Below are 16,748 nucleotides of genomic sequence, written 5' to 3'. Positions count from 1 at the left end.
GTCGGGGGCCTATCTCGGTCGGTGGATATGGGCGCTTTGCACAAGGCCGAAAGCGCCAAGAAGCACCAGCATGGCCGACCCGCCATAGGACACGAGCGGCAGGGGCACACCGACGACCGGCGCCAGCCCCATCACCATTGCCATGTTGACGGCAAAGAAGAAGAAGAAGGTCGCGCCGAGCCCGCCCGTCAGCAGCGCGCCGAACCGGTCCCTGTTGGTCATCATCGACCAGATGCAGAAGATCACGATCAGCGCGTAGAGCGCCAGCAGGGTGATCCCGCCGGCGAAGCCGAACTCCTCGGCCAGCGTGGTGAAGATGAAATCGGTATGTTTCTCGGGCAGGAAATTGAGGCGGCTCTGCGTGCCTTCCATGAAACCGCGCCCCGTCATCCCGCCCGAACCGAGCGCGATTTTCGACTGGGTGATGTGATAGCCCGCGCCGAGCGGGTCGAGCGACGGGTCGAGGAACGTGTCGATCCGGCGATACTGGTAGTCCTTGATGAGCTGCCAGCTTGTCCCGCGGGAGGACATGACCGCCGACACGAGCCCGACACCGCCGATGATCGCGGCGCTGAAATACCACCAGCTGACCCCGGCGAGGAACATCACCACCGCGGTGCCGGCCACGAGCAGAAGCGCTGTGCCGAGGTCTGGCTGCGACAGGACTAGTGCTGTCGGCACGGCGGTCAGGACAAGCGGGATCAGGACCCAGAGCGGGCGCGACACTTTCTCCGGCGGCAGCCAGTCATAGTAGAGCGCCAGCACCATCACCATCGCGACCTTCATCACCTCGGACGGTTGCAGGCGCATGAAGCCGAGGTCGATCCAGCGCTGGGCGCCCATGCCGACCTCGCCGAACAGCGACACGACGACGAGCAGCCCCAGACCGCCGACATAGGCAAAAGGCGCCACACCGCGCCAGAACATGATCGGCGTCATCGCCACGATGAACATGATCACCATGCCCATGCCGAAGCGGATCATCTGCGGCCGCGCCCAGGGGTCGAAACTGCCGCCCGCGACCGAATAGAGCATCAGGAATCCGAAGGAGGAGACCGCCGCCAGCAGCAGCGCCAGCGGCCAGTTGAGGTAGAGGAGCTTGCGAAAGCCCGTGGGGACGCGCAACTGCTTGTGATCGAAATAGGTCATGCGCGGTCCGGATTGTCGGGCAGGGTTTCCGGATCGCTCTGCGAGACCGAGGGCGCGGCGTCCATATCCTCATGCATCTGGCGGATCTTGTCGCGCTGGCCGGCCGGATAGGCTTCCAGCGGCACCTCGCCCCCATAGAGCGTGCGCAGCATCACGTCGCGCGCGATCGGCGCGGCCGCCTTCGACCCGCCGCCGCCATGCTCCACCACGACCGAGATGGCATAGCGGGGGTTGTCGCTCGGCGCATAGGCCACGAACAGCGCATGGTCGCGGCGGTTCCACGGCAGGTCCTCGTTGCGGGTCACGCCGCGGCGGCGTTCGTCGGCGGTGATGTTGCGGACCTGGCTGGTGCCGGTCTTGCCGCTCATCATCATCGCCTTTTCCGCTATCCGCGATCCGTAGGCCGTGCCGCCCTGCTCGTTGGACACGGCAAACATGCCGTTGCGCACGGCAGACAGAACGCCCGGCGCCAGATCGAGCGGCTTCGGCTCGGGCGCCGGCACGCTCTGCCCGTCGACCGAGCGGATGATGCGCGGCGCCACATCTGTGCCCGATCCGATCCGCGCCGCCATGACCGCCAGTTGCAGCGGAGACGCCAGCACGAACCCCTGCCCGATGCCCGAATTGAGCGTGTCCCCGATCAGCCAGCCCTCGTCGCGGTTGGCCCGTTTCCAGCCCTGCGTCGGCACCAGACCGCGCGACACGGCGGGCAGGGGCAGGTCGTGCTTCACCCCGAGGCCGAGACGGTTCGCCATCTCCGCGATCTTGTCGATCCCGACACGGCGGGCAATGTCATAATAATAGACGTCGCAGCTTTTCTTCAGACTGTCCTTCAGCGCCACATGGCCGTGGCCGCCGCGCCGCCAGCAGTGGAAACGCCGGTTGCCGAGCTGGTAGTGACCCGGGCAGTAGACCGTGTCGCCGATGCCCACGACACCGGCTTCGAGGGCGGCCATCGCCACCACCATCTTGAAGGTGGAACCGGGCGGATAGCCACCCGAGACAGGCTTGTTGGCAAGCGGGCGATACTCGTCTTCCAGCAGCGCCTTCCAGTTCTTCGAGCTGATCCCGAGCACGAAATCATTGGGATCGAAACTGGGCGCGGCAGCCATGCACAGGATGTCGCCGTTCCGCACATCCATGACGACCGTCGCAGCACTTTCGCCCTTGAGCCGCTTCATCGCGTAATGCTGCAGGTCATGGTCGACGGTCAGCGCGGTGTTGGCGCCGGGCGTGCCTGCATTGCGTTCCAGCTCGCGCATGACGCGGCCTGCGGAATTGACCTCGATCTTCTTCGTGCCGGCCTGCCCGCGCAGCGCCGCTTCTTGATCCTTCTCCAGCCCGGTCTTGCCGATCTGGAATTTCGGGATTTGCAGGAGCGGGTCGGGATCGTCGAGCTGTTGCAGGTCCCAGTCGCTCACCGGCCCGACATAGCCCGCCACATGGGCATAGTCGCCGCCCATCGGATAGTGGCGCGACAGGCCGACCTCCGGCGTCACCCCGGGCAGGGCCGGTGCATTGGCCGCGACGCGGCTGAAATGTTCCCATTCAAGCTGTTCGGCCACGGTCACCGGCACGAAGGCGCTGCGGCGGTACATCTCCTTCAGCGCTTTTTCGCGATCGTCCGCATCCATCGGGATGAGCTGCGCCAGCCGGTCGAGCACAAGTTCCGGGTCGCGCGCCTGTTCGCGCACCATCACCACCCGCAGGTTCTGGCGGTTGTCGGCGATCAGGATGCCGTTGCGGTCGGTGATCAGCCCGCGCTCGGGCGGGATCAGCCGGATGGAGATGCGGTTCTCCTCGGCCAGAAGGCGGTATTTCTCCGCTTCCTCGACCTGCAACTGGCGCATCCGCCAGCCCAACAGCCCGACCATGCCGAGCTGTGCGCCGAGCAGGACGAGCCCGCGGCGCGTCACGGACGGGGCGGCGGGTCCGGTCTTCTTCTTCATGGCACCCGCCCCAGACGGTCCGGGCCTCCGACGGCGCCGGGTGTGCGCAGGCGCATGCCGAAGCGCAGCGCCAGCACCATCAGCGGATAGACAAGCGCGGTCTGGACCAGATGCCACAGATAGACGCTCATCGCCGATACCGGCGCGAAGGACAGTTTGAGCGCGATATAGCGGCCGAAGAGCATCGCCGCATAGACGAGCGCCACCATCAGCCACTCCAGTGCGAAAGGCCGGTCGGCCTGCGTGCGCGCCTGCATGCGCAGGAACTCGGTCCCGAGCAGCAATGTCGCCGCGCCGAGCCCCATCGGCCCGCCGAGCAGCACATCCGCGCCGATGCCCAGAAGCGCCACCAGCCAGAGCGGTGCCGTGTCGGGGCGGCGCAGGATCCAGGCGGCAAGAAGCAGGTAGAGCAGGTCCGGCAGCGCGCGGGCGTCGGCTGAGATGCCGAGCGGAGCGCTGTGCACCAATAGGGCGGCGATGCCGAGCGCCGTGACAGAGGCCGTCCGGACCAGTTTGCGGGACCGTGCGGTGGCCATCAGCGCCCCCCGCCGAGCGGACCCGCCCGGCTCTGTTCTTCAGACGGCGGCAGGATCAGATTGCCCGGCCCCTCGATCCGCGGCTGCTCCACGGTGCGCAGCACGCGCAGATATTCCAGCCGGCGGAAATCGGCCGCCGGACGCACCAGCAGCCGCCCGTCGGCGGCGCGCAGCACCTGTCCGACGAGCAGATCGGAGGGAAAGACCCCGCCATCGCCCGAGGTGATGACCCGGTCGCCCGCCTGCACCGCGCTTGCCTCTTCGAGGAACTCCAGCACCGGCAGTCCGCTATTGTCGCCCGACACGATCCCGCGCTGGCCAGACGGCTGCACCAGCACCGGCACGCGGCTGTTGATGTCGGTGATGAAGACGATCCGCGCCGAACGCTGGCCGATGCCCGATATCCGCCCCACAAGCCCCAGATCATCCATCGCGGCCATACCGTCCGAAATCTCGTCCTGCAGGCCGATATTGATAAGAGCGGACTGGTGGAACGGGCTGCCGCTGTCGGTCAGGACCTCGCCCGTCACATAGGACAGGCGCGGCGAGAGCCGCACATTGTTGAGCGCGCGCAGCCGGGCATTCTTCTGTTCCAGCTGGATCGCCACTTCCTGCCAGTCCCGCATCCGTTGCAATTCGCGGCGCAGTTCCTGGTTCTGTTCGTAGACCCGCGCATAGGACTGGAAGTCGCTCACGATGCCGGCCGCGAAGCTGAGCGGCGACAGGGTCCAGTCGAGCAGCGGCACCGCACGGTCCACCATCGCCATGCGGAACCGTTCGACACGCGGACTGTCGATGCGCCAGATCAGGAAGGTGCCGAGCAGAAGCAGGCACAGGCCAGCCAGGAGCAGCCGGCGCAAGACCAGCCAGAATCCCGGAATCGCCTCTGTCTTCGATGACAAGCCTGTCACCTCCTGCTTGCGGCACTGGATGCGGGCGGGCTGCCCGGCACCGGGCGGCCGCCTGTCAGTTGCCGAAGTCTATCACATGAGCGAGCTGTTTTTCGTATTCCAGCGACTTGCCGGTGCCGAGCGCGACGCAGTTGAGCGTTTCGTCGGCGACCGAAATGGCCAGCCCCGTCTGCTCGCGCAGGGCCAGATCCAGATCGCCCAGGAGCGCGCCGCCGCCGGTCAGCATCACGCCGCGGTCGACAATGTCGGCGGCCAGATCGGGCGGCGTGCTTTCCAGCGCCTGCATCACGGCCTCGCAGATCTGCTGCACCGGTTCGGCCAGCGCCTCGGCCACCTGGGCCTGGGTGATCTCGGTTTCCTTCGGCACGCCGTTCAACAGGTCGCGGCCGCGGATCTCCATCGCCTGCCCGCGCCCGTCATCGGGCATCCGCGCGACGCCGATCGAGGTCTTGATCCGCTCCGCCGTGGCCTCGCCGATCAGCAGGTTATGCTGGCGCCGCAGGTAGGAGATGATCGCCTCGTCCATCCGGTCACCGCCGACGCGGACAGAACGGGCGTAGACGATGTCGCCGAGCGACAGGACGGCAACCTCGGTCGTGCCGCCGCCGATATCGACGACCATGTTGCCGGTCGGATCGGTGATCGGCATGCCCGCCCCGATGGCCGCGGCGATCGGCTCCGCGATCAGGCCGGCCTTGCGGGCACCGGCCGACAGGACGCTTTCGCGGATCGCGCGTTTTTCCACCGGCGTCGCGCCGTGCGGCACGCAGACGATGATCTTCGGTTTGGCGAAATTGCCGCGCTTGTGCACCTTGCGGATGAAATGCTTGATCATCTCCTCGGCCACGTCGAAATCGGCGATCACGCCGTCGCGCAGCGGGCGGATGGCCTCGATCGAGCCCGGCGTGCGGCCCAGCATCAGCTTGGCATCCTCGCCCACGGCGAGCACCTGCTTCTTGCCGTCCTTGGTGTGATAGGCGACCACCGACGGCTCGTTGAGGATGATCCCGCGCCCCTTGACATAGACCAGCGTGTTGGCCGTCCCCAGATCGATGGCCATATCCGCCGAGAAGAGGCCCGAAAGTGCACCTAGCATTGATTGTTCGCCTTGTATTTCCTGACCCCCGCGCGGGGTCGCGACTGCTCGATCCTGTATACGGTTCACGCCCGACGAAGGACAAGGCCGGCCGGGGCCCTTCGGGGCCCGTGTGCCGCACCGTCAGGGTGCCGTTCGCGGGATTCTGCCTGTTCGGGGGCTTTTTGCCAAGGAAATAGCGCCCGGACGGGTCTTTGGACCGCCCCGCGCCACGGCAGGACGGCCCCAATTGCGACTCAGCCGCGAATCACTCCGCCGACAGCGCGTCCGGCGCGGTCTTCTCGCGGCGGACGAGCAGCTTGTTGAGCGCGTTGACATAGGCCTTGGCCGAGGAGACGACCGTGTCCGTGTCGGACGACTGGCCGGTGACGATCTTGCCCGCTTCCTCCATCCGCACGCTGACCGTGGCCTGCGCGTCGGTGCCTTCGGTGACCGCATGGACCTGATAGAGCGCCAGCCGCGCCTCATGCGGGAAGAGCTGGTTGATCGCGTTGAAGGTCGCGTCCACCGGACCGTCGCCGGTCGCCGTGACCTGATGGTCGGTGCCGTCGATGGTCAGCGTCAGGTCGGCCGATTGCGGTGCCTCGGTGCCGCAGATGACCCGCAGGAACTTCACCTTGATCCGGTCGTTCGCGCTGTTTGTCGACTGGTCGGTCATCAGCGCGATCAGGTCGTCGTCATAGACTTCCTTCTTGCGGTCCGCGAGCGCCTTGAACCGCACGAACACGTCGTTCAGCTGGTTGTCGCCCAGCTCGTATCCGAGGTCGGACAGTTTCGAGCGCAACGCCGCACGGCCCGAATGTTTGCCCATGGTCAGCGTGGTTTCGGTCAGGCCCACATCCTCGGGGCGCATGATCTCGAACGTGCCGGCATGCTTCAGCATCCCGTCCTGATGGATGCCGCTCTCGTGGGCAAAGGCGTTCTTGCCGACGATGGCCTTGTTGTACTGGACCTGGAAGCCCGACACGGTCGCCACCATGCGCGAGGCCTGCATGATCTTCGTCGTATCGATGCCGGTCCGGTAGGGCATGATGTCATTGCGCACGCGCATCGCCATCACCACCTCTTCGAGCGCGGTATTGCCGGCCCGTTCGCCCAACCCGTTGATCGTGCACTCGATTTGCCGCGCGCCGGCCTCGACCGCCGCCAGCGAATTGGCCGTCGCCATTCCCAGATCATTGTGGCAGTGGGTGGCGATCACGACCTCGTCCATGCCCGGCACACGCTCCAGCAGCATCCGGATGATGTCGGCGCTCTCGCGCGGGGCGGTATAGCCGACCGTGTCGGGAATGTTGATCGTGGTCGCGCCGGCCTTGATCGCGGTTTCCACCACCTGGCAGAGGTAATCCTCCTCGGTGCGGGTCGCATCCATCGGCGACCATTGCACATCGGCGCAGAGGTTGCGCGCATGGGTCACGGTCTCGTGGATCTTGGCCAGCATATCCTCCTTGTTCATCCGCACCTGAAACTCGCGGTGCAGCGGCGAGGTGCCGATGAACGTGTGGATGCGCGGCTTGTTGGCGTTGCGCACCGCTTCCCAGCAGCGGTCGATGTCGCGCAGGTTGGCGCGCGCCAGCCCGCAGATCACCGTGTTGGGGGCGGCCTTGGCGATCTGGGTCACGGCCTCGAAATCGCCGTCGGAGGCGATCGGAAATCCGGCCTCGATAATGTCGACGCCCATCTCGTCGAGCAGGCTGGCAATCTCCAGCTTCTCCTCGAGCGTCATGGTCGCGCCCGGCGACTGTTCCCCGTCGCGCAGCGTCGTGTCGAAGATCAGCACGCGATCCTGTTCGCGCGCGGTCGTGTTGGTCTGGTCGGTCATGTCCGTAAATCCTTAGCTTCTGTCCCGGAGGGTGTCCTTTGGCGCGTCACGAGGTCCCCTGAGCGCGCGCGCCAAGTCCCGGCACGCTCAGAGGCGGCTAAGGAATAGAAGAGCGGCGGCCGGGCGCTGGGCGTCCCGCCGGTCGGTCGTGCCGATATGCTCTTCGATCCACATGCGGGGCATCATACGTAGGAAAGTCGAAAGATAAAGCCGAACTTGACGCAACGGAGGGTGAAAATGACGGAATCCGCTGTGCTGCGCGGCCGCGCGCTGGTGATCGGGGCGTCGGGCGGCATCGGTCGCGCGGTTGCCGACGCTCTTCAGAATCGTGGCGCGGAGGTAACCGGCCTCAGCCGGTCGCAGGACGGGCTCGACCTGACCGATCCCCGATCCGTTGCGCGCGCGGCCCAAGGTCTCGACGGCAGGTTCGACCTGATCTTCAATGCCACCGGCGGGCTGGAAATCGGCGGCATCGGGCCGGAGAAGAGCCTTGCCCAAATCGAGGCGGATGCGATGGCGGCGCAGTTCGCGCTCAACGCCATTGGCCCCGCGCTCCTTATGAAACATTTCCACCGGCTTCTGCCGCGGGACCGGGCCAGCATCTTCGCCTCGCTCTCGGCGCGCGTCGGCTCGATCGGCGACAACCGGCTGGGCGGCTGGACGAGCTATCGCGCGGCCAAGGCGGCGCAGAACCAGATCATCCGCACCGCGGCGATCGAGATCGCGCGCAAATGGCCCAAAGCCGCCGTGGTCGCGCTCCACCCCGGCACGGTGGAAACGCCGCTCACGGCAGACTATGCCGCCCGCCATCCCACCGTGGCGCCCGCCGAGGCCGCATCCAACCTGCTGGCCGTGATCGACGGGCTGCAGGCGCGAGACAGCGGCCGGTTCTTCGCGTGGGACGGGTCGGAGATCCCCTGGTGACCCGGCTTGTCCTCGTGCTCGGCGACCAGTTGACGCCCGACCTGTCCGCGCTCGCGGAAGCCGACAGGGCGCGGGATGTTGTCGTCATGGCGGAGGTCGCGGCAGAGACGGAATATGTCTGGCACCACCGGCAGAAGATCGTCCTCTTCCTGTCGGCCATGCGCCATTTCGCACAGGAGCTGGAAGAGGCGGGCTGGAAGGTCGCCTATACGCGGCTCGACGATGAAGGGAACAGCCAGTCGATATCGGGCGAGCTTTTGCGCCGGGCCGAGGAACAGGGCGCCGGAGAGGTCCTGACGACGCTCTGCGGGGACTGGCGCCTGCGGACCGAGATCGAGGACCTGCCGCTTTCCGTCACCGTGCTGCCCGACCGCCGCTTCATCTGCGACCGGCCCCGTTTCGAGGCCTGGGCCGAAGGGCGCAAGTCCCTGCGGATGGAATATTTCTACCGCGAGATGCGCCGCGAAACCGGTCTGCTGATGGATGGCGACAAACCGGCCGGTGGCGAATGGAACTATGATGCGGAGAATCGCAAGCCCGCCTCGGACGATCTGTTCATCCCGAAACCCTTCACCGTCAGCCCCGATGCGGTGACGCAGGGGGTGATCGACATGATTGCCGACCGCTACCCGGACGGCTACGGCACGCTCGACGGGTTCGGTTGGGCGGTGACACGCGGCGATGCCGAAGCCGCGGCCGTGCATTTCTTCGCAGAGTGCCTGCGCGATTTCGGGACCTATCAGGACGCAATGCTGCAGGGCCAGCCGACGCTCTGGCACGCGGTCCTGTCGCCCTATCTGAACCTCGGCCTTCTGGACCCGCTTGACCTGTGCAAGCGGGCCGCGGCGGCGTGGGAAGCCGGCGACGCGCCGCTCAACGCGGCGGAGGGGTTCATCCGCCAGATCCTCGGCTGGCGCGAGTTCGTCCGCGGGGTCTATGACCTGCAGGGGCCGGACTATCTGACATCCAATGCGCTGGGCCAGAGCCGCGACCTGCCGGAGTTCTACTGGACGGCGGACACGGAGATGGCCTGCATGGCCGATGCGCTCGGCCAGACCCGCGACCGCGCCTATGCGCACCATATCCAGCGGCTGATGGTCACCGGCAATTTTGCGCTGCTGGCCGGGATCGACCCGGCGCAGGTCCATGCCTGGTATCTGGCGGTCTATGCCGATGCGGTGGAATGGGTGGAGGCGCCCAACACGCTGGGGATGAGCCAATTTGCCGATGGCGGGCTCTTCGCCTCGAAACCCTATGTCTCGTCGGGCAAATATATCGATCGCATGTCGGACTATTGCAGCGGCTGCACCTATGCCGTGGGTCAGCGCGCCGGAGATGGGGCCTGTCCGTTCAATGCGCTCTACTGGTATTTTCTCGACCGCCAGCGCGACCGGATGGAGGGCAATCCGCGCATGGCGATGATCTACCGGACATGGGACAGGATGGCGGAAAAAGACCGGGCCGATGCGCTGGCATCGGCCCGGGACATTCTCGACCGGCTCGACCGGGGGGACCCGGTCTGAGCGGACCTACTGGCTGTTGGCCGCCGCCGCGTCAGCTGCTTCGGCCTCTTCCTGCGTGGCCTGTTTGCCGTTCGCCCAGTAGCCGTCATATTCCTCGCCGGTGGCGTATTTCATGACGCCCTTGCCCTGACGCTGGCCCTTGGCAAAGCGGCCCGAATAGACGTCGCCATTGGGATATTTGGCTTCGCCCTCGCCGTCGATCTCGCCGCCTTTCCAGGCGCCGGTATATTCGAACCCGTCGGGCATGGTGATGGTGCCGACCCCGTCACGCTGGCCGTTGGAGAAGGCCCCCTTGTAGACCGTGCCGTCCGCATAGGTTGCGACGCCTTCGCCGTCGCGCAGACCGTCCTTCCAGTCACCGGAATATTGATAACCGTCCTCATAGGTCATCTTGCCCTTGCCGTGGTTCTTGGCGTTCTTGAACTCGCCTTCATAGACCAGACCGTTGGCATAGCGCGCGATACCGGTGCCCTCGATGATGCCGTTGTTCCACTCGCCTTCGTAGGAACCGCCATCGGGATAGGTGATCTTGCCGGTGCCATGGGCCACATCGTTGAGGAAGCTGCCCTCATAGACCGACCCGTCAGGATAGGTGACCTTGCCCTGGCCCTCGATCCGGCCGTCGACCCATTCGCCGTCATAGACATAGCCGTCCGCGCCGCGGAACACGCCCTGGCCGTTGCGCTTGTCACCCGAGAAGCTGCCTTCGTAGACGTCGCCGGACGCATATTTGGCAATACCCTGACCTTCGCGCTGGCCGTTGACGAGTTCGCCTTCATACGTGTCGCCATTGGCCTGCACGAGAATCCCCGTGCCATTGATCTGGCCCTCGCGCCATTCGCCGGTATAGCTCAGGCCGTCAGGCAGGGTCAGCGAGCCGGTGCCGGCGCGGATGTCGCCTTTCAGCTCGCCTTCGTAGATCGCGCCGTCGGGATAGACGATCTTCCCCGATCCGTCCTTCAGCCCGTCGACCCATGTGCCCTCGTAGCGGTAGCCGTTGGGGCTGGTCATCACGCCGGTGCCATGATGCACCGCATCCTTGAACTCGCCCTCATAGGTGACGCCGTTGGCATAGACGGCGATGCCGGTGCCGTTGATCTTGCCGTCGGCCCACTGGCCCTCATAGGTGCCGCCGTCGGAAAAGACGATCTTGCCCTGGCCCTCGGGCCGGCCGTTGACGAAGCTGCCCGTATAGACCGACCCGTTGGGAAATTTCGCGACGCCGTCCCCCTCGATGCGCCCCTCGACCCAAGTGCCGGTATATTCGTAGCCGTTGGGCAGCCGGTAGGTGCCCTGGCCATGCTGCTGTCCGTTCAGGAATTCGCCTTCATAGACACCGCCGGTGTCATATTGTTTGGTCTGAACCGTGGTCTCGTTCTGCGCCATGCCGGAACCGGCAGTGGCGAGCAGGACGGCAAGAACCACAGATGAAGTGGGGACTGGTTTTTGCACGTTTACTCCCTTGGGCCCGAAGGCCGAATTAGGTCTTGCTCGATACGGGGTCGCCGCTTTGGCCGGACTTTAGGGTCTGGGCTTGGGGCTGACAACGAATTTATCCTTTGTGAAAGGGTGGTTTCAGCGGCCTGTGTTGTAAATGCCTTGTCATTCCGCCCGCCACGATTGTATGCCCCAAGGCACGTCCCAACGGTCGGAGTTCCCGCGTGACCAACCGCTTCCGCATCCTGATGTGCCAGCTCAATCCGACCGTCGGTGATCTGGCGGGCAATGCCGCGCAGGCGCGCGAGGCCCATGCCCGCGGCACCGCTGCCGGTGCCGATCTGGTGGCCCTGCCGGAAATGTTCCTCTCGGGCTACCAGACGCAGGATCTGGCGATGAAACCGGCCTTCTGCGCCGCAGTCAAAGCCGGGCTGGAGGCGCTCGCCGCCGACGTCGCCGATGGCCCGCCGCTCACCATCGGCGGCCCCTGGATGGAGGGCGGGCGGCTCTACAACGCCTATTTCCTCTTGCGCGACGGCAGGATCGACGCGGTGATCCGCAAACACGAGCGCCCCAACACCCATGTGTTCGACGAGGTGCGTGTCTTTGACGAGGGGCCGATTTCGGGGCCCGTTTCCATCGGGCCTGTCCGCGTAGGCTTTCCGATCTGCGAGGATGCATGGCACCGCGATGTCTGCGAGACGCTGGCCGAGAGCGGCGCGCAGATCCTGATGGTGCCGAACGGGTCGCCCTATTATCGCAACAAGCTCGACCGCCGCGTGAGCATCATGGTCAGCCGGGTGATCGAGACCGGATTGCCGCTTGTCTATCTCAACATGGTGGGCGGGCAGGATGACCAGATTTTCGACGGCGGGTCTTTCGTGCTCAACCCCGGCGGGCAGCTGGCGCACCAGATGCCGGTCTTCGACACGGGCGACCGCTTGATCGCGTTCACCGAAACCGCCGAAGGCTGGCGCGCGGATGCCGGCGACCGGCTGACCTACCCGGACGAATGGGAGCAGGATTACCGGGTCATGGTCACGGGTCTGCGCGACTATTTGCGCAAGACGGGCTTCGGCAAGGTGCTTCTGGGCCTGTCCGGCGGCATCGACAGCGCGCTTGTGGCCACCATCGCCGCCGATGCAATCGGGGCGGAGAACGTGCGCTGCGTGATGCTGCCGTCCGAATATACCTCCGCCCATTCGCTGGAGGATGCGGCCGCACTTGCCGCTGCGCTGGGCTGCCGGCTCGACGAGGTGTCGATCGGAAGCGCGCGGGCTGCCGTCACGGAAACACTCGCGCCGCTCTTCGAGGGGCAGGAGCCGGGCCTGACGGAAGAAAACATCCAGTCGCGCCTGCGCGGGCTCTACCTGATGGCGCTGTCCAACAAGTTTGGCGAGATGCTGCTGACCACCGGCAACAAGTCGGAGGTCGCGGTCGGCTATGCCACGATCTATGGCGACATGGCGGGCGGCTACAATCCGATCAAGGACCTGTACAAGACCCGCGTCTTCGAGACCTGCCGCTGGCGGAACCGGAATTTCCGCGACTGGATGATGGGTCCGGAAGGCGCGGTGATCCCCGAGCGGATCATCACCAAGCCGCCTTCGGCCGAGTTGCGCGAGGACCAGAAGGACGAGGACAGCCTTCCGCCCTATGAGACGCTCGACGCGATCCTCGACCTGCTGATCGAGCAGGATGCGTCCGTTGCTGATTGCGTGGCCGCCGGGCACGATCCCGAAACGGTGCGCCGCGTGGAGCATCTGATCTATATCTCCGAGTATAAGCGGTTCCAGTCTGCGCCCGGCCCGCGCCTGTCGCACAAGGCCTTCTGGCTCGACCGGCGCTATCCGATCGTCAACCGGTTCCGCGACCCGTCCTGACCGTTCATTGCCCCGGCCCGCCGCGCGGCCGGACCGAACTCCCAAAGGGGACCCGCCATGACCACCACCCGTTTCGCCCCGTCGCCCACCGGCTATCTGCATGTCGGCAACCTGCGCGCGGCGCTCTTCAATGCGCTGATTGCCCGCAAAGCGCCGGGGGGGCGGTTCATCCTGCGCCTCGACGATACGGACCCGGAGCGGTCGACGGACGCGTTCAAGGATGCGATCCGCGAGGACCTGCGCTGGCTCGGGCTCGACTGGGACGAGGAAGTCATCCAGTCCGACCGGCTCGACCGCTATGCCGCGGCCGCCGACCGGCTGCGGGCGGACGGGCGGCTCTATGAATGTTTCGAGACGCCGGTGGAACTGGACCTGAAACGCAAGAAGCAGCTCGCGATGGGCAAACCGCCCGTCTATGACCGTGCGGCGCTGGCACTCAGCGACGCAGAGAAGGATGCGCTGCGGGCCGAGCGTCCGTCACACTGGCGTTTCAAACTCGATCATGACCGGATCGAATGGGACGATGCGATCCTCGGTCCGCAATCGGTGGATGCGGCGAGCCTGTCCGATCCGGTGCTGATCCGCGGCGACGGGCAGGTGCTCTATACGCTTGCCTCCGTTGTCGATGACAGCGAGTTGGGGATCACGGATGTGGTGCGCGGCGCGGACCATGTGACAAACACCGCCACCCAGATCCAGATCATGGACGCGCTGGGCGCAACCCCGCCGCGGTTCGCGCACCATTCCCTCCTGACCGGTCCGGGCGGGGAGGCCTTGTCGAAACGACTCGGCACGCTGGCGCTGCGCGACCTGCGGGCCGCCGGTGTCGAGCCGATGGCACTCCTGTCGCTGATGGCACGTCTTGGTTCCTCCGATCCGGTGGACCTGCAGACCGAACTGGCCGCGCTTGCCGACGGGTTCGACCTGTCGCGGTTCGGGGCGGCCCCGACGAAGCTCGACCCCGACGACCTGCCGGCCCTGTCGGCGCGGCTTCTGCACCAGTTGCCGCTGACGGCGGTCGCGGACGACCTGGCCCGTGCCGGCGTGCCGGACGATCTGGCCGCCCCGTTCTGGGATGCGATCGGAGAGAATGTCGCCACACGGGCCGAAATCGCGGATTGGTGGGCGCTCTGCCGCGACGGCACGGCACCGGTTGTGGCCGATGAGGACCGCGACTTCGTCGCAACCGCGCTGACACTCCTGCCCGAACAGCCCTGGACCGAGGCCACATGGTCCGACTGGACGGGTGCGGTGAAAGCCGCGACGGGCCGCAAGGGCAAGGGACTCTTCCTGCCGCTGCGCCGCGCGCTCACCGGACGCGACCATGGGCCTGACATGCGCAAGCTGATGCCGCTCCTGATGGCGCCGCCGCAACAGGCAGGCTAGGCTCGGCCGGACGCGCGAGCGAAAGGGGGGCGGTCATGGCGCAGGACGGACAGAGCGAACGGGCGGTCTTCTTGGACGGCAGCCTGATGCGCCACGTCTCCACCATGTCTTTCACAGCCTCGATCGGGCTTCTGGCGATCTTTCTGGTCGATTTCGTCGACATGATCTTCATCTCGATGCTCGGCAATGACGCGCTCGCCGCCGCCATCGGCTATGCCGGTGCGATCCTCTTCTCGACCACCTCCGTCTCGATCGGTGTCTCGATCGCGGCCGGCGTGCTGATCGCGCGGTCGCTGGGCGCGGGCGATCTTGAGCATGTGCGCCAGCGCGCGACAAACATCATGGTCTTCGGGGTGGTGGTCGGCATCCTCGTGGCAGGGCTCGTATGGCTGAACCTGCGGCCCCTGCTCGCGCTGGTCGGCGCGACAGGGGAAACCGCCGATCTGGCCCTGCGCTACCTGCGGATCATCATTCCCTCCATGCCGCTCCTGATGGTGGGCATGGCCGGCGGCGCGATCCTGCGCGCGCATGGCGATGCGCGGCGCGCCATGTATGCGACCGTTGCGGGCGGAGCGGTCAATGCGGTGCTCGATCCGATCCTGATTTTCGGGCTGGGGCTGGGGCTCGACGGGGCGGCCATCGCCTCGGTGCTGGCGCGGGTGACGATCCTGTTCGTCTCGCTCTATCCCGTTGTCCGCCACTATGGCGGTTTCGCGCGGTTCGACGGGGCGGCGCTCCGGGCCGATATCGCGCCGATCGCCGGTCTGGCCGTGCCCGCGATCCTGACCAATCTGGCAACGCCGGTCGGCACGGCCTATGTGACCCGCGCCATGGCGGCCTTCGGCGAGGATGCGGTCGCGGGCATGGCGATTGTCGGGCGGCTGACGCCTGTGGCGTTTTGCGTGATCTTCGCGCTCTCGGGCGCGATCGGGCCAATCGTCGGCCAGAATGCAGGTGCCGGCCAGTTCGACCGGGTGCGGTTTGCCTATCGCGAGGGAATCCTCTTCACCGGCCTCTACACGCTGGCCGTCTCGGCAGCCCTGTTTGCCCTGCGCGAGCCGCTGGCCGCCCTGTTTCAGGCCGAAGGGGAGACGCGGGTGCTGCTCTTCCTCTTCTGCGGGCCGCTGTCGCTGGCCTGGTTCTTCAACGGGGTGATCTTCGTCGGCAATGCGGGGTTCAACAATCTTGGCCACCCGTTCTACTCGACGCTCGTCAACTGGGGGCGGAACACGCTCGGCACGGTGCCGCTCGTCTGGCTCGGCGCGCAGTGGTTCGGCGCGCCCGGTGTGTTGATCGGCCTGATGGCCGGCGGGGTGATTTTTGCCGCGCTATCGGCCCTGATGGTCCGCCGCGTGATTGCGGAAAGCGCGGCTGGCGGGACGGCGGGGCCGAAACACCGCTTCTCTGCCCGCATCCGCTGGCTGCAGCTGTTCGGTCACCGGCGCTGACGCGCCGGTGCCGTGGCCCATGCCCGTCAGCCGGGCTGCTTGGTCTTGCGCAGGTAGGGCAGCACGGTCTCGAAATCGCCGAACCGCTCGGCCGCTTCCTCGTTCGATACGGCAGCGGTGATGATCACATCCTCCCCCTGCTTCCAGTTGGCGGGCGTTGCCACCTTGTGGTTTGCCGTCAGCTGGATCGAGTCGATCGCGCGCAGAAGCTCGTCGAAATTCCGGCCCGTGGTCATCGGGTAGGTGAGCGAGAGTTTGATCTTCTTGTCCGGACCGATCACGAAGACCGACCGCACCGTCTGGTTGTCCGCCGGTGTGCGGCCTTCGGACGTGCCGGATTCGCTGGCGGGCAGCATGTCATAGAGCTTCGCGACCGCCATGTCCGTGTCGCCGATCATCGGGTACCCGACCGCGTTGCCGGAGACTTTCTCGATATCATCCTTCCATTTGCGATGATCCTCCACCGGATCGACGGAAATGCCGAGGATCTTGGTGTTGCGCGCCTTGAATTCGTCATGCAGTCCGGCCATCACGCCAAGCTCGGTCGTGCAGACCGGCGTGAAATCCTTGGGATGGCTGAAGAGCACGGCGTAGCCGTCCCCGATCCAGTCGTGAAAACGGATCGGGCCATCGGTCGTATCGGCGGTGAAATCGGGAGCGGTATCGTTGATGCGCAGGGTCATG

Annotated in this window: 13 protein-coding genes; 5 read left to right on the top strand and 8 right to left on the bottom strand. The window is 66.0% G+C overall.

The annotated features are described in order from the left end of the window. Window positions 1-9 precede the first annotated feature (9 nt). The 6 genes from rodA to GSH16_RS04240 all read right to left on the bottom strand — a co-directional run bounded on the left by rodA (window position 10) and on the right by GSH16_RS04240 (window position 7,463). Window positions 10-1,149: a rod shape-determining protein RodA gene (gene rodA / locus GSH16_RS04265; RefSeq protein ID WP_160852239.1), complete on the bottom strand. Its 1,140-nt coding sequence runs from the start codon at window positions 1,147-1,149 to the stop codon at window positions 10-12. Next, window positions 1,146-3,098, bottom strand: a complete 1,953-nt coding sequence (gene mrdA / locus GSH16_RS04260) for a penicillin-binding protein 2 (protein WP_160852237.1) — start codon at window positions 3,096-3,098, stop codon at window positions 1,146-1,148. The genes rodA and mrdA overlap by 4 nt, the downstream gene beginning before the upstream one ends. After that, complete coding sequence (locus GSH16_RS04255) at window positions 3,095-3,634, bottom strand: rod shape-determining protein MreD (protein ID WP_160852235.1); 540 nt, start codon at window positions 3,632-3,634, stop codon at window positions 3,095-3,097. Before GSH16_RS04255 ends, mrdA begins: the two co-directional genes overlap by 4 nt. After that, on the bottom strand, window positions 3,634-4,536 hold the full coding sequence (gene mreC / locus GSH16_RS04250) for a rod shape-determining protein MreC (protein ID WP_235912928.1): 903 nt from the start codon (window positions 4,534-4,536) through the stop codon (window positions 3,634-3,636). The genes GSH16_RS04255 and mreC overlap by 1 nt, the downstream gene beginning before the upstream one ends. Before the next feature lie 64 nt (window positions 4,537-4,600). Next, window positions 4,601-5,641 (bottom strand): rod shape-determining protein, encoded by a 1,041-nt coding sequence (locus tag GSH16_RS04245; protein WP_160852233.1) that lies wholly within the window; start codon window positions 5,639-5,641, stop codon window positions 4,601-4,603. A 247-nt stretch (window positions 5,642-5,888) separates the two neighbouring features. Next, window positions 5,889-7,463: a 2-isopropylmalate synthase gene (locus GSH16_RS04240; protein WP_160852231.1), complete on the bottom strand. Its 1,575-nt coding sequence runs from the start codon at window positions 7,461-7,463 to the stop codon at window positions 5,889-5,891. Window positions 7,464-7,700: 237 nt separating this feature from the next. Here GSH16_RS04240 and GSH16_RS04235 point away from each other — a divergent pair, with 237 nt between their 5' ends. Together GSH16_RS04235 and GSH16_RS04230 are read left to right on the top strand one after the other, a co-directional pair. Further along, the gene (locus GSH16_RS04235; protein ID WP_160852229.1) at window positions 7,701-8,387 is read left to right on the top strand and encodes an SDR family NAD(P)-dependent oxidoreductase; all 687 of its coding nucleotides are present in this window, start codon (window positions 7,701-7,703) and stop codon (window positions 8,385-8,387) included. Beyond that, complete coding sequence (locus GSH16_RS04230; RefSeq protein WP_328803157.1) at window positions 8,384-9,910, top strand: cryptochrome/photolyase family protein; 1,527 nt, start codon at window positions 8,384-8,386, stop codon at window positions 9,908-9,910. The genes GSH16_RS04235 and GSH16_RS04230 overlap by 4 nt, the downstream gene beginning before the upstream one ends. Before the next feature lie 6 nt (window positions 9,911-9,916). On the opposite strand, the gene GSH16_RS04225 is transcribed toward GSH16_RS04230, so the two are convergent. Further along, window positions 9,917-11,296, bottom strand: coding sequence for an MORN repeat-containing protein (locus tag GSH16_RS04225; protein ID WP_160852994.1), 1,380 nt, complete (start codon window positions 11,294-11,296; stop codon window positions 9,917-9,919). Window positions 11,297-11,571: 275 nt separating this feature from the next. On the opposite strand from GSH16_RS04225, the gene GSH16_RS04220 reads away from it, so the two are divergent. Genes GSH16_RS04220 through GSH16_RS04210 form a run of 3 tightly spaced genes read left to right on the top strand, consistent with a single transcriptional unit; the run spans window position 11,572 to window position 16,064 of the window. Continuing rightward, window positions 11,572-13,230, top strand: a complete 1,659-nt coding sequence (locus tag GSH16_RS04220) for an NAD+ synthase (RefSeq protein ID WP_160852227.1) — start codon at window positions 11,572-11,574, stop codon at window positions 13,228-13,230. Between the two features lie 57 nt (window positions 13,231-13,287). Then, entirely contained in the window at window positions 13,288-14,616 is a 1,329-nt protein-coding gene (gene gltX, locus GSH16_RS04215; protein WP_160852225.1) for a glutamate--tRNA ligase, read from the top strand. 35 nt (window positions 14,617-14,651) lie between these two features. Then, complete coding sequence (locus GSH16_RS04210; RefSeq protein WP_160852223.1) at window positions 14,652-16,064, top strand: MATE family efflux transporter; 1,413 nt, start codon at window positions 14,652-14,654, stop codon at window positions 16,062-16,064. A 26-nt stretch (window positions 16,065-16,090) separates the two neighbouring features. Here GSH16_RS04210 and GSH16_RS04205 read toward each other — a convergent pair whose 3' ends face one another. Beyond that, on the bottom strand, window positions 16,091-16,747 hold the full coding sequence (locus tag GSH16_RS04205; protein ID WP_160852221.1) for a peroxiredoxin: 657 nt from the start codon (window positions 16,745-16,747) through the stop codon (window positions 16,091-16,093). Window position 16,748 lies beyond the last annotated feature (1 nt).

The organism is Oceanomicrobium pacificus (assembly GCF_009833495.1).
GTDB lineage: Bacteria > Pseudomonadota > Alphaproteobacteria > Rhodobacterales > Rhodobacteraceae > Oceanomicrobium > Oceanomicrobium pacificus.
This window is presented reverse-complemented; position numbering and strand designations above follow the sequence as displayed.